Origin of the sequence: Pseudomonas sp. SJZ074, assembly GCF_007828215.1 — a bacterium.
In the GTDB taxonomy this organism is placed as follows: Bacteria; Pseudomonadota; Gammaproteobacteria; order Pseudomonadales; family Pseudomonadaceae; genus Aquipseudomonas.
The window spans coordinates 355,510-367,896 of record NZ_VIUE01000001.1 but is presented as its reverse complement, the minus strand read 5'-3'; the positions used below and the strand labels follow the sequence as shown (position 1 = coordinate 367,896).

General features: G+C 60.4%; 12 protein-coding genes. 7 read left to right on the top strand and 5 right to left on the bottom strand.

All coding sequences use genetic code 11. The annotated features are described in order from the left end of the window. Positions 1–196 precede the first annotated feature (196 nt). From FBX99_RS01665 to FBX99_RS01635, 6 genes are all read left to right on the top strand, one after another. Positions 197–1,321 (top strand): polysaccharide deacetylase family protein, encoded by a 1,125-nt coding sequence (locus FBX99_RS01665; protein ID WP_145130462.1) that lies wholly within the window; start codon positions 197–199, stop codon positions 1,319–1,321. 335 nt (positions 1,322–1,656) lie between these two features. After that, on the top strand, positions 1,657–3,051 hold the full coding sequence (locus tag FBX99_RS01660) for a PhoH family protein (protein ID WP_144927788.1): 1,395 nt from the start codon (positions 1,657–1,659) through the stop codon (positions 3,049–3,051). 174 nt (positions 3,052–3,225) lie between these two features. After that, positions 3,226–3,699 carry a cyclic pyranopterin monophosphate synthase MoaC gene (gene moaC / locus FBX99_RS01655; RefSeq protein WP_145130460.1) on the top strand — a complete coding sequence of 158 codons (474 nt, stop codon included), beginning with the start codon at positions 3,226–3,228 and terminating at the stop codon, positions 3,697–3,699. Further along, positions 3,696–3,938, top strand: coding sequence for a MoaD/ThiS family protein (locus FBX99_RS01650; RefSeq protein WP_144927794.1), 243 nt, complete (start codon positions 3,696–3,698; stop codon positions 3,936–3,938). Before moaC ends, FBX99_RS01650 begins: the two co-directional genes overlap by 4 nt. Positions 3,939–3,941: 3 nt before the next feature. Next, positions 3,942–4,394, top strand: a complete 453-nt coding sequence (gene moaE, locus FBX99_RS01645) for a molybdopterin synthase catalytic subunit MoaE (RefSeq protein WP_024777619.1) — start codon at positions 3,942–3,944, stop codon at positions 4,392–4,394. A gap of 278 nt (positions 4,395–4,672) precedes the next feature. After that, a complete protein-coding gene (locus FBX99_RS01635) occupies positions 4,673–5,449 on the top strand; it encodes an ABC transporter substrate-binding protein (protein WP_144927803.1) in 777 nt (258 codons plus the stop codon). A 109-nt stretch (positions 5,450–5,558) separates the two neighbouring features. Here FBX99_RS01635 and FBX99_RS01630 read toward each other — a convergent pair whose 3' ends face one another. The 5 genes from FBX99_RS01630 to FBX99_RS01610 form a co-directional block, all read right to left on the bottom strand. Beyond that, entirely contained in the window at positions 5,559–6,185 is a 627-nt protein-coding gene (locus FBX99_RS01630) for a transcriptional regulator (RefSeq protein ID WP_145130456.1), read from the bottom strand. A gap of 88 nt (positions 6,186–6,273) precedes the next feature. After that, positions 6,274–7,401: an FAD-binding oxidoreductase gene (locus FBX99_RS01625; protein WP_144927809.1), complete on the bottom strand. Its 1,128-nt coding sequence runs from the start codon at positions 7,399–7,401 to the stop codon at positions 6,274–6,276. Positions 7,402–7,542: 141 nt separating this feature from the next. Then, a complete protein-coding gene (locus tag FBX99_RS01620) occupies positions 7,543–8,496 on the bottom strand; it encodes an ornithine cyclodeaminase family protein (RefSeq protein ID WP_144927812.1) in 954 nt (317 codons plus the stop codon). 125 nt (positions 8,497–8,621) lie between these two features. Then, positions 8,622–10,088, bottom strand: coding sequence for an ATP-dependent RNA helicase RhlB (gene rhlB / locus FBX99_RS01615; RefSeq protein ID WP_144927815.1), 1,467 nt, complete (start codon positions 10,086–10,088; stop codon positions 8,622–8,624). A 91-nt stretch (positions 10,089–10,179) separates the two neighbouring features. After that, positions 10,180–10,836, bottom strand: coding sequence for an alpha/beta hydrolase (locus FBX99_RS01610; protein WP_144927818.1), 657 nt, complete (start codon positions 10,834–10,836; stop codon positions 10,180–10,182). A gap of 474 nt (positions 10,837–11,310) precedes the next feature. On the opposite strand from FBX99_RS01610, the gene FBX99_RS01605 reads away from it, so the two are divergent. Further along, entirely contained in the window at positions 11,311–12,342 is a 1,032-nt protein-coding gene (locus FBX99_RS01605) for an amino acid ABC transporter substrate-binding protein (RefSeq protein WP_047701313.1), read from the top strand. Positions 12,343–12,387: the final 45 nt, after the last annotated feature.

Sequence of the window (12,387 nt, the reverse complement as noted above, 5' to 3'; positions counted from 1 at the left end):
GGGTGGACTCCAGCTATTGGGGTGATAGGTGATGGGGGGCGGCGATTCGAGTCGTAGCCTGGATGCCGTCGGCTGTTGTGGCGAGGGGATAAATCCCCTCGCCACAACAGCCGTATGCCCAGATAAGGGGTTTGCGCAGTGGTCACCTCAGGATCAGCTATGATGCCGCGCGGGTTTCGTTATGGAGATATCCCTTTTGCGCTTCGTGCTTCTGTTATCGGCCTGGCTCCTGAGCCTTAATGCCCTTGCCGCGCCCAACGACATCGCCACCCTGGATCGCAGTACCTGGCCGGAACAACTCACCAGCCCGACCCTGTTCGACGTCGCTTCGCGGGCCGAGATCCTGATGTTCGCCCGGGTGTTGCTGGATACCGATGCCATGGATGAAATCGCCCTCAAGCAGTACCTGGGACTGCGCTCGGTGAACATGGCGGCGATCACCGCCCTGCGTGCCCGGTTGTGGCAGCGCTTGCTGACCGGCTACAACTTTGCGCAGCAAAGTTGTGACCAGGACGCCTCCTTCTGCTACCTGGTGGAGAACATGGCGACCTTGCGTGAGGAGGCGCGCCGATTCCATCTCGATGAAGACTCGTTCTATTTCAAATGGGCCGGGCCGAGCCAGATCTTTCATACCCAATACCGGGATGAGTTGTTGCGAAAAGCCGCGCTTTTTCCGCAAACCGCCAGCGAAATCGAACGTTTCGGCGATTACGAACGCAACGGCGAAGACATGCATGACCGGCTGTTTCTGCTGACGTTCGACAGTGGTGCCAACGTAGCGCCGGACAACACTCCTTGGCTGACGGATTACTTGCGCAAGTCGAACATGAACGGCACCTTCTTCGTGCTGGGCAAGGACATCCAGGCGCGGCTGGTGGAGGCGTCCGTCAACGACCTCCAGTCGTTGTATTCAGAACAGTGCGTGGGGGTCCAGGGCTGGGAGTTCCGCTCCCATAGCTATTGGCAGGACTGGCAGGACTCGGTACGGCGCAGCGTCGATCTGGTGAAGGGCAAGCTGCCGGAGAACTATGTGCCGCTGTTTCGCCCGCCCCAGGGTCAGCGACGTGGCGATGCCGAGGCATTTTTCAGGCAGCAGGGCCTGCAAGTGGCGTTGTGGGACATCGATCCCCAGGACGGCACCAACCGGCTCAAGCCCGAGCAGAGTGCCCACCGCGCGCTGACCTTGATGCTTCTGTGGCGTCACGGGGTGATCAACTTCAACGCCAAGCAGGATGCGGTGAAGACGGCAATGCCCTGGCTCATCACGCAAACGGCGCAGAGCGGGATCGGTTGGGAAGATTGTCTGGAGGCGTTTCGCTGAAACGCAAAAGGCCCGGAAACACTGGGGGAAAGCAAAAAAGCGCTGCGCATTCATGGCGACCGGACTTCCGACTTTAACGGCGTAGCGGCGGTACGCCAAGGGCTTTTCGTCACTCTGAAAAATAAACTTCAAAAAAGCGTCAAAGTGCTTTTTCCTGTCATGGTTTTTGGAGTATCAAGAAGTCAGACCGCCGAAACCTGCAACACAGGTGGCGTCTTCCAAGACCCCGTTTGTGTGCAGTTCACCTGAATCCTTGCGGGTGAATCCGGTGGCTACCTCGAGGCGCAGCACTGTCATGGTATTGCGTCGAATGGCCCCCACAAAGGTGACCGAGTATGGATGACCACGGACGTAGCCCTTCCTCCAACCAGCCAATCCTCTATGTACTCGATACCAACGTATTGATCCACGATCCAAACGCACTGCTCAATTTCGAAGAACACCACGTTGCCATCCCGATGACCGTGCTCGAAGAGCTGGACAAGCTCAAGAGCGGCCATCACAGCGTCGCGGCCGAGTGTCGGCAAGCGATTCGCCTGATCGACAAGACCCTGGGGGATGCCTCTCCCGAAGATGTCGAGCTGGGCGTGCCGATCCAGCGCGGCAAGGGTGGTCCCAAGGGCCTGCTCTCGATCCTGATGAGCAAGCGCACCGAACCCAACCTGCTGCTGCCCGAACACCTGAACGACAACATCATCATCAACCAATTGATCGACCTGCACGCGCGCAACAAGGATCGCGCCGTAGTGCTGGTGACCAAAGACATCAACATGCGCCTCAAGGCCCGGGCCTGCGGGATTGCGGCGGAGGATTACAGCACCGACCAGTTGGTCGACGACGTCTCGCTGTTGCCCAACGGCTACCACACCATGACCGGCTCCTTCTGGGACCGCGTGAGCAAGGTCGATACCCGCCAGGACCATGGTCGCACCTGGCACCAGGTGCAACTGATCGACAACCTGCCGGCGGTGCACATCAATGAATTCATCATCGACGAACAGGGATTCGTCGGCTGGATCAAGGAGATCGAGGACGACAAGCTGCTGATTCTCGACCTGCACCAGGAGCCCTTGCTGCACCAGGAGGCCTGGGGTCTCAAGCCCCGCGACATCTACCAGAGCCTGGCCCTGTTCGCCTTGCTCGACCCCGATATCCACCTGGTCAACCTGTCCGGCGCCGCCGGTTCCGGCAAGACCATCCTGGCCCTGGCCGCCGCCATCGAGCAGACCATGGTCAGCAAGCGTTACCGGCGCATCATCGCCACCCGCAGCGTGCAGGGCCTGGACCAGGAGATCGGCTTCCTGCCCGGCACCGAAGCGGAAAAAATGGAGCCCTGGCTGGGGGCCATTACCGACAACCTCGAAGCCTTGCACATGGATGACGAAAGCACCCATGGCAGCGTCGACTACATCCTCAGCAAGGTGCCGTTGCAGTTCAAATCCCTGAACTACATCCGGGGCCGCAGCTTCCAGCAGAGCCTGATCCTGATCGACGAATGCCAGAACCTCACCCCGCACCAGATGAAAACCATCATCACCCGTGCCGGGGCCGGTTCCAAAGTGGTGTGCCTGGGTAACCTGGCACAGATCGACACCCCTTACCTGTCCGCGACCAGTTCCGGGCTGACCTACCTGACCGAACGCTTCAAAGACTTCCCCAACGGGGTCCACATCACCCTGCAGGGTGTACCGCGCTCGATCCTGGCCGAATACGCCGAATCCCATCTCTAGGAGCAGCTACAAGTTTAAAGCTACAAGCTGCAAGCGAACCGGGTGATTTCACCGGCAGCTTGCAGCTTGTAGCTTTGCGCTGATTAAATGTCCGCTTCCAGGCCTGCGGTCGGGCGGCGCTTTGTTGCTTGCGGCTTGCAGCTTATGGCTTGTAGCTGCCTCAAGGAGGCCCCCGTGCTGACCCATCTCGATTCCCAAGGTCGCGCCAACATGGTCGACGTGACCGACAAGGCCGTGACGTTCCGTGAGGCCACCGCCGAAGCTTTTGTGCGTATGTTGCCCGCTACGCTGCAGATGATCGTCAGCGGCGGTCACCCCAAGGGCGACGTGTTCGCCGTCGCGCGCATCGCCGGTATCCAGGCGGCGAAGAAAACCAGCGATCTGATTCCGCTCTGTCATCCGCTGATGCTCACCAGCGTCAAGGTCGAGCTCAATGCCGAAGGAGAGGACCGGGTACGCATCGTTGCCCGCTGCAAACTCTCGGGGCAGACGGGGGTAGAGATGGAAGCCCTGACCGCCGCCAGCGTCGCCGCGCTGACCATCTATGACATGTGCAAGGCCGTGGACCGGGGCATGACCATCGAAGGCGTGCGGATGCTGGAAAAGTTGGGCGGCAAGAGCGGTCACTTCCAGGCGGACGCCTCATGAAAATCAATGTGAAGTTCTTTGCCCGTTATCGCGAGGCCCTCGGGGAGGACGCTCTGAGCGTCGAAGGTAAATTCTCTACGGTAGACGACGTTCGCGCGCTGTTGGCGGCTCGCCCGGGCTCCGACGTGCTGAACGAACAGAACCTGATGTGTGCCCGCAACGAAGAGTTGTGCCAACTCGATGAACCGCTGGCGGACGGCGACGAAGTCGCGTTCTTTCCCACGGTGACCGGAGGCTGAGTCATGGCGATTCGTGTACAGGCCGATCCGTTCGATCCGGGCGCCGAAGTCAACGCGATGCACGCGGCCAATGTCGGCGTGGGCGCGGTGGTGAGTTTTGTCGGCTATGTGCGGGACTTCAATGACGGCCTGGATGTGTCCGGGATGTTCCTGGAGCACTACCCGGGGATGACCGAGAAAGCCCTGGGCAAGATTGCCGTCGAGGCGCAGCAGCGCTGGCCGCTGCTGAAGCTGGAAGTGCTGCACCGCATCGGCGCCCTGGAGCCGGGCGAGCCCATCGTCTTCGTCGCGGCCGCCAGCGCCCATCGCCAGGCGGCGTTCGACGCCTGCGCCTTTGTCATGGACTACCTCAAGACCCGTGCTCCGTTCTGGAAAAAGGAAAACACCGCCGATGGCCCGCGCTGGGTCGAGGGGCGGGACAGTGATCATGCGGCAGCGGATCGCTGGAAGCAGTAATCGGTTGTCTGTCTGTCATCCATCTGGCGCCTGCCGGGCAGCATTCGCGAGCAAGCCCGCTCCCACAGGTGATTTGGGTTGTACCCAGTCTATGTGTACGACACAGCTTCCCTGTGGGAGCGGGCTTGCTCGCGAAGAGGCCATCAGCCTCCATCCAATTCCCCTGTCTGACTCATTGACGATTTGTACATTGAAGTCCAGAATGGACTCATAAGTACAAAACACCCCTTGCACGCTTTTTTCTCTGCCAAACCAACAACAACCCGCGAGAGAACGTCATGAACAAACTTTCCCTTATCACCGGCCTGGCCCTGAGCCTGCTGGCCTCCGGCAGCCTGTTCGCTGCTGAGAAAACCCTGCGCATCGGTATCGAAGCGGCTTATCCGCCGTTTGCTTCCAAGACCTCGGAAGGGAAGATCGAGGGTTTCGACTACGACATCGGCAATGCGCTGTGCGCGCAGATGAAGGTCAGGTGCGAGTGGGTCGAAGGTGAGTTCGACGGGCTGATTCCATCGTTGAAGGTGAAGAAAATCGACATGGCGTTGTCGTCCATGACCATCACCGAAGAGCGCAAGAAATCGGTGGATTTCACCCACAAATACTACTTCACCTCATCGCGACTGGTCATGAAGGAAGGAGCCGTGGTGGATGACCAGTACGCGAGCCTGAAGGGCAAGACCGTGGGTGTGCAGCGGGCGACCACCACTGATCGCTATGCCACCGAAGTCCTCGAACCCAAAGGCGTGATCGTCAAGCGCTACAGCAACAACGAAGAAATCTACATGGACCTGGCATCCGGCCGTCTGGACGCGATTTTTGCCGACACCATCCCGTTGGAGGATTTCCTCTCGATGCCCCGGGGCAAGGGCTACGGGTTTGTCGGTCCTGAACTCAAGGACCCGAAATATGTTGGGGAAGGTGCTGGAATTGCGGTGCGCAAGGGCAATACCCAGTTGGTGGCGGATTTGAACAAGGCCATCGATGGGATTCGGGCCAATGGGGCGTATCAGAAGATCGAGGCCAAGTATTTCAAGTCCGACATCTACGGCGACTGAACCATAGTCTTCGCGAGCAAGCCCGCTCCCACAAGGGATCTGCGTCGAACTGAGATCCAATGTGGGAGCGGGCTTGCTCGCGAAGGCGTCAGACCAGGCAATGCAAATCTCAGCCCCTCAACTCCTTCAAATGCTTGTAAACCGTCGCCCGCCCCATGTTCAGCACATTCGCCACATAGTTGGAGGCGCTCTTGCCCTTGAAGGCGCCCTCGGCGTGCAGCGCCAACACCAGCTCGCGTTTATGGTCGCGGGTCAGCAGGTTCAGGCTCAACTGACGCTCGCGCATCCAGGCATGCAGGAAGGTGTTGATGCGCTCCTGCCAGTCATCGCGAAACAGGGAGTCCGGCTGCGGGATCAACTTGCCCGGTGACAGGAACAGGTCCAGCGCGGCCCTGGCATTCTCGAACAGTGAAATATTCAGGTTGATGCACAGCACGGCCAACGGTCGACCGTCAGCGTCGCGCAAGACGCTGCTGAGGCTGCGAATTTTCTGCCCATCCCAGTTCAGTTTTTCATACGGACCGATGTTCCGTTCGTTGACGTCCTCGCTGAGCATGTCCTCCAGGGACGAATCGTCACCGATCTCGCGCTTGGAGAGATTATTGGCGATGTAATCGACTTTCTGTGTGCGCAGGTCGTGCAACACCACCTCGGCGTGAGGGTAGAACAGCGTGGCGATGGCGTCGGCGATGGTGTGGAAATTGTCCATTGCCGGGTCGGGTAGCGGGGTGGTCATGACAGGGCTCCAGGCAGCTTCGGCGCCCTGTGAAGCAGGGGCGCAGAAAGTGTGCCGCAATCGTGGCGATACGTCACCTTGAGGGAGGTCAGCCAAGGCGTGCCGGCGATAGCATCGCGCTGCTCAGGCCGAAGCGAGCCAGGGCTTCGGGCAGCGGTTCGCCGCGCACCAGCGCCGCGCTGGCCTGGCCCATCGCCGGGGACGTCTGGATGCCATAGCCACCCTGGCCCGCGACCCAGAAAAATCCGGGTAACTGCGGGTCGAAACCGGACAGCAGATCGCCGTCGTGGACAAAGCTGCGCAACCCGGCCCAGGTGCGGGTCGGGCGGCGAATGCTCAAGGTCGTGGCTTCCTCGATCTGGTAGATCCCCAAGGCGATGTCCAGTTCTTCCGGTTGTACATCGTGGGGCTCCACCGGATCGGCATTGGCCGGCGATCCCAGGAACATGCCGGCATCCGGCTTCATGTAGAAGGATTCGTCGAGGCTCACCAGCATCGGCCAGTCATGGATGTCCACGCCTTCGGGGCCGGCGAAGATGAAGGCTGCGCGCCGCTTGGGCTGCAGGCCCAGCGTGCGGGCGCCGGCCATTTGCGCCACCTGGTCGGCCCAGGCACCGGCCGCATTGATCAGAATCGGCGCAGTGAAGGTCCGGTTGGTCGTTCGTACTTGCCACAAGCCCTGGTTATCGCGAATCAGGTCCAGGACTTCGCTGTCGGTGTGCACCTCACCGCCATTGCGGCGGATGCCGCGCAAGTAACCTTGGTGCAGCGCATCCGTGTCGATATCGGCGGCCGTGGGGTCATAGAGGGCGCCATGGACTTTTTCCCGGCGCAGGATCGGCAATCGCACGCAGGCTTCTTCGGCGCTGAGCAATTGCATCTGCGGCACGGTGGCCTTGGCGCTGAGGTATTGATTGTTCAATTCGGCCGGATCACCGGTGAAGTCCACAGTCATTTCGCCCCGGGGCGTGAGCAGTGGGTGTTCACAGAAACCGGCGGGCGGTGCGTCGAAGAAGTCTCGACTGGCCTGGGTCAATGCCCGTACCTGCGCGGTGCCGTAGGCGGCGGTGTACAGCGCCGCCGAACGGCCGGTGGAGTGGTAGGCCGGATGGGATTCGCGCTCGAGCACAATGACCCGGCCATGGGGGGCCAGCCAGTAGCCGGTGGAGGCACCGGCAATGCCGCCGCCGATGATGATGAAATCTGCTGAGGTCATGAAACTCTCCTGAAGCGCGTGCGGGAGTTCGTTGAACCTGTGGGAGCGGGCTTGCTCGCGAAGGCGGTGTGTCAGCCACATCCATGTTGAATGTGCTGACGCCTTCGCGAGCAAGCCCGCTCCCACAAGGATCGAGTGGTGTCAGTCTTGGTTGTTCAACCGGTAAAGCGCATTTGCCAGTGCAACATCCTCCAGCCCCAGGCCAATGGAGCGGAAAAACACATGGCGGTCATAGCCAGGGCGCGCAACGCGTTCGCTGAGCAGTTCCGGCAAGTCACCGATGATGCGCGATGCGTCCCAGCCGTGTTGTTCGGCAGCGATCAGCATTTCCCCGGCCGAACCCGGCGTGGTCTGACGATAGTCGCAGAACACGTCCATGTCGTTCAGGCATTGTGGAGGAACCTCGTGGGCGCGTGGGGCGTTGGTGCTGATGGAAGTGATCAGTGTCGGTTTGATGAGGACCTGAGGGTCGAGCACCGCTTTGGCGGACGAGGTGCACAGCATCACCACGTCGGCATCGTGCAGTACGGCTTCAAGACGGTCAGTCAATTGCAGGCGTGAGTCGAGGTCGGTGAGTGAGTCGAGGTCCTTGGCCGATTTGCTCTTCAGGCCAGGAGAGTAAAGATTGATGCTTTGCCAATCCCGTAAGCCCTTGACGTATTGCACGTGGGCCCTCGCCACTGCACCGCTGCCGACGACGGCCAGGCGCCGGGCCTTGGGCGGGGCGAGGGCATCGACGGCGACGGCGGTAGTCGCGGCGGTACGGGCGGTCGTCAGCTCGGCGGCATCGCACAGTAGCAGCGGTTGCCCAGTCTGCATCGACATCAGCAAGGTCCAGGCGGTGACCAGCGGACCTTGCTCGCGCACGATATAGGGCGAGGTCTTGACCCCGTACACCTGGTCTTCGGCCAGCACCCCCAGGTAATTGATGAAATCCCCGACGCCATGGGGGAACACCACCAGTTGCTGGGGCGGTTGTACCGCGTGTCCGGTGGCAAGGTCGTGAAACAGCTTGCGCAGGATCTGCGGCACGTCGACTTGTGCGAGCAGTTCCTGGGCCTGGGCTTGGGTCATGACAGAGGGCGTGCTGAGCATCGTGGACTCCGGGTGATACGAGTAAACTAATTTGTCCATTATGGACTTTTAGTTTATTCGAGCAATATCCCGGATAAAAAAAAGCGCAGCCGTCGGTGGCTGCGCTTTTGGAGGACAGGTGACTGTCAGTGACGTTTGCGCTCGACCGGCCGGAGCAGATGGGTCGGCGGCATTTCGCAACTGATCTTGCGGCCCAGCAGCGCCTCGATGGACGGCAACTGATAGGAGTCGTCCTCGCCGGCGAAGCTGATGGACACGCCCTCGGCGCCGGCGCGACCGGTACGGCCGATGCGGTGCACGTAGTCGTCCGGCACTTCCGGCAGGGTGAAGTTGATCACATGGCTGATGCCGTCGATGTGAATGCCGCGGCCGGCCACGTCGGTTGCCACCAGCACGCGGATCTTGCCTTCGCGAAAGCCTTCGAGTGTCTTGATGCGCTTGTGTTGGGGCACATCGCCTGACAGCTGGGCCGCATTGACGCCGTCACGCACCAGGCGTTCTTCGATACGCCGCACTTCGTCCTTGCGGTTGGCGAACACCATGACCCGTTCCCAGCCGTTGTCGTTGACCAGGTTGTAGAGCAGTTTGTACTTGTCGGCACCGGCTACGGCGTAGATATGTTGTTCGACGTTTTCGCTGGCGACGTTCTCGGCTTCGATTTCGACGATGGCCGGGTCGGTGGTCCATTGCCGGGCCAGGTTCATCACGTCTTCGGTGAAGGTGGCGGAGAACAGCAGGGTCTGGCGTTCGCTTTTCGGCGGGGTCTGGCGAATGATCTGGCGCACTTGCGGGATGAAGCCCATGTCGAGCATGCGGTCGGCCTCGTCCAGCACCATGACCTCGACCATGTCCAGGTGCACGTCGCCGCGCTGGTTGAAGTCCAGCAGTCTGCCCGGCGTTGCCACCAGGATGTCGCAATGACGGGCTTCGAGGTGCTTGAGCTGCTTGTCGAAGTCCATGCCACCGACGAACGTCATGACGTTCAGGCCGGTGTATTTGGTCAGGTCGGCGGCGTCCTTGGCGATCTGCACCACCAGCTCGCGGGTCGGCGCGATGATCAATGCCCTCGGCTCGCCCATGTAGCGTTCTTTGGGCGGAGGGGTCTGCAGCAGCTGGGTGATGGTGGAAATCAGGAACGCGGCGGTCTTGCCGGTGCCGGTCTGGGCGCGACCGATAGCGTCCTTGCCGGCGAGGGTATACCCGAGCACCTGGGCCTGGATCGGCGTGCAATACGGGAAGCCCAGGTCCTGGATGGCATGCATCAGTTCCGGGGCCAGCTTGAAATCATGGAAGCGGGTCTTGCCTTCCTGGGGCTCTACGACGAAGTCCTCGAGCTTCCAGGCGACGACCGGCGGTTTCGGTGCACGTTCGCGGCGCGGCTTGGGTGGGACATTGCGCGGCTTGTCCGACGCAGAAGCGGCGGCGGGGGAAGTCGCCGGCTCTTTTTTCTTCTGCGCAACAGGGGCAGGGTGGCGCGATGGTTGTGGCGCTTCGGTACGGCTCGGGCCTTGGACAGGGGCGCTGGGGCCGGGCGCGAGCTGCTCGGCCTCGCTCTTACCGAACATCTTCTTGAGTGCTTTGAGCACGGTCATCTCATCGATTGGTTAAGGAATGTACGCCGGCCAGTGTAATGCAAGAAACGGGCGCGGCGTAGTGTGTTCGTCAAAGGCTTGGCGTGGCGATTCAGCGCAACCGTTCGGCCAGCCAGGTACCGATGTCGCGAATCTCCTCGGGTAACACTTCGTGGCCCATTGGGTATTCCTGCCATGTCACGGTGACACCATGCTGCTTCAAATACTCCTTTGCGGTCCGGCCCATGGGGTTGAGCACCACTTCGTCGTATTGCCCGTGCAGCGCCAGAACCGGAATGCGCTGCTGGCTGGCGGATAATTGCAGTTCGTCACCGAATGTCGGCGCATAGGTCGACAGTGCGATCACACCGCCCAGCGGCCCCTGCCACTTCACGAACGCCGTGTGATAGACCACGGCACCGCCTTGGGAAAAACCGGCCAGGAAAATCCGCGAGGCGTCTATTCCGCTGGTTCGCTGGTTTTCGATCAGGTCCATGACCCGTTTGGCCGACACTTCCAGCTGTTGCTCGTCAATGGCCCGCGCCGGGCTCAAGGCGCGGATATCGTACCAACTGGGCATGGCGTAGCCGCCGTTGATCGTTACTGGCTGGGTCGGAGCCTGGGGTAGAACGAAACGCATGGTTTGCAAGCTTTGCTGCAACATTTCGGCTACCGACAGGAAGTCGTAACGATCCGCGCCCAGGCCGTGGAGCCAGATAACACACGCATCTGCGGTGCTGTTGGGCTCAAGAATCAGGGGGTCGGTCATGGCTGTGCTCCAAATCTGTGCGGGTGCGCCCTATCAGTGCGTGATTACGGTGCGTCCCCGGTGCCTCAGTTAATTAGATGTCGCAAAATTACAACTTTTTGTCTTGACGTAATTCTCAAGGGCCCCGCGCGGCGGTCTGGTACGGGCTTTGCTATGAGGATACCCGAGTGATGAATCTTACGCTGCGCGGTAACACTATCAGCTCGACGCGACGCATGGGATATCGGAAATCCGGTGATGGATGTTCGCCAATAGCCGTTACGGGCTTCGCGAACGTGAAGGGCTACAGCCCGTTCGGCCGATTGGTGAGAAGTGGGTATGGCTGCCAGTGGCGCGCCGTCCTCATTAATAGACTCATAGCGAAGGTCCAGACGTCGGTTGACCCTAAAAAAAGCCAACAAGGGTCGGCAATGCCCCAAAAGGGTGCGATAGGACTCAAGCTCCGACACAACAAGAGCAAAACTGGAGGTTTGAATGAAGTTACTGAAATCCACCCTGGCAGTAGTGACTGCAGCAGCAGTGCTCGGGGTTAGCGGGTTCGCTCAGGCGGGTGCAACCCTGGACGCCGTACAGAAGAAAGGCTTTGTGCAATGCGGCGTAAGCGATGGCCTGCCGGGTTTCTCGGTGCCTGATTCGACCGGCAAGATTGTTGGTATCGACGCTGACTTCTGCCGTGCCGTTGCCGCTGCCGTCTTCGGCGATGCGACCAAGGTCAAGTTCAGCCAGTTGAACGCCAAGGAGCGCTTCACCGCACTGCAGTCCGGCGAAATCGATGTGCTTTCGCGCAACTCCACCATGACCAGCTCCCGTGACGCGGGCATGGGCCTGAAATTCCCAGGCTTCATCACCTACTACGACGGCATCGGTTTCCTGGCCAACAACAAGCTGGGCGTCAAGAGCGCCAAGGAACTGGACGGTGCAACCATCTGCATCCAGGCCGGTACCACCACTGAACTGAACGTTTCCGACTACTTCCGTGCCAATGGCCTGAAGTACACCCCGATCACGTTCGACACCTCCGATGAAAGCGCCAAGTCGCTGGAATCCGGTCGTTGCGACGTACTGACCTCCGACAAGTCCCAGCTGTTCGCCCAGCGCAGCAAGCTGGCTTCGCCGAAGGACTACGTGGTTCTGCCAGAAACCATTTCCAAGGAACCTCTGGGCCCGGTCGTGCGTAACGGCGATGACGAGTGGCTGGCCATCGTGCGTTGGACTGGCTATGCGCTGCTCAATGCTGAAGAAGCCGGTGTGACCTCCAAGAACGTCGAGGCCGAAGCCAAGTCCACCAAGAACCCGGACGTCGCTCGTATGCTCGGCGCTGACGGTGAATACGGCAAGGACCTGAAACTGCCAAAAGACTGGGTCGTGCAGATCGTCAAGCAAGTCGGCAACTACGGTGAAATGTTCGAGCGCAACCTCGGCAAAGGCACCCCGCTGGAAATCGACCGCGGCCTGAACGCGCTGTGGAACGCTGGCGGCATCCAATACGCACCACCAGTGCGCTGATGGTTCTATCACCCGGTGGGCCAACCACCGGGTGATGTTCTGTTC

Bases quoted from the DNA above. Each gene is read 5' to 3' on its own strand.
- FBX99_RS01660 (WP_144927788.1), top strand. From the start codon at position 1,657: ATGGATGACCACGGACGTAGCCCTTCCTCCAACCAGCCAATCCTCTAT.
- FBX99_RS01650 (WP_144927794.1), top strand. From the start codon at position 3,696: ATGAAAATCAATGTGAAGTTCTTTGCCCGTTATCGCGAGGCCCTCGGG.
- moaE (WP_024777619.1), top strand. From the start codon at position 3,942: ATGGCGATTCGTGTACAGGCCGATCCGTTCGATCCGGGCGCCGAAGTC.
- FBX99_RS01635 (WP_144927803.1), top strand. From the start codon at position 4,673: ATGAACAAACTTTCCCTTATCACCGGCCTGGCCCTGAGCCTGCTGGCC.
- FBX99_RS01630 (WP_145130456.1), bottom strand. From the start codon at position 6,185: ATGACCACCCCGCTACCCGACCCGGCAATGGACAATTTCCACACCATC.
- FBX99_RS01625 (WP_144927809.1), bottom strand. From the start codon at position 7,401: ATGACCTCAGCAGATTTCATCATCATCGGCGGCGGCATTGCCGGTGCC.
- FBX99_RS01620 (WP_144927812.1), bottom strand. From the start codon at position 8,496: ATGCTCAGCACGCCCTCTGTCATGACCCAAGCCCAGGCCCAGGAACTG.
- rhlB (WP_144927815.1), bottom strand. From the start codon at position 10,088: ATGACCGTGCTCAAAGCACTCAAGAAGATGTTCGGTAAGAGCGAGGCC.
- FBX99_RS01610 (WP_144927818.1), bottom strand. From the start codon at position 10,836: ATGACCGACCCCCTGATTCTTGAGCCCAACAGCACCGCAGATGCGTGT.
- FBX99_RS01605 (WP_047701313.1), top strand. From the start codon at position 11,311: ATGAAGTTACTGAAATCCACCCTGGCAGTAGTGACTGCAGCAGCAGTG.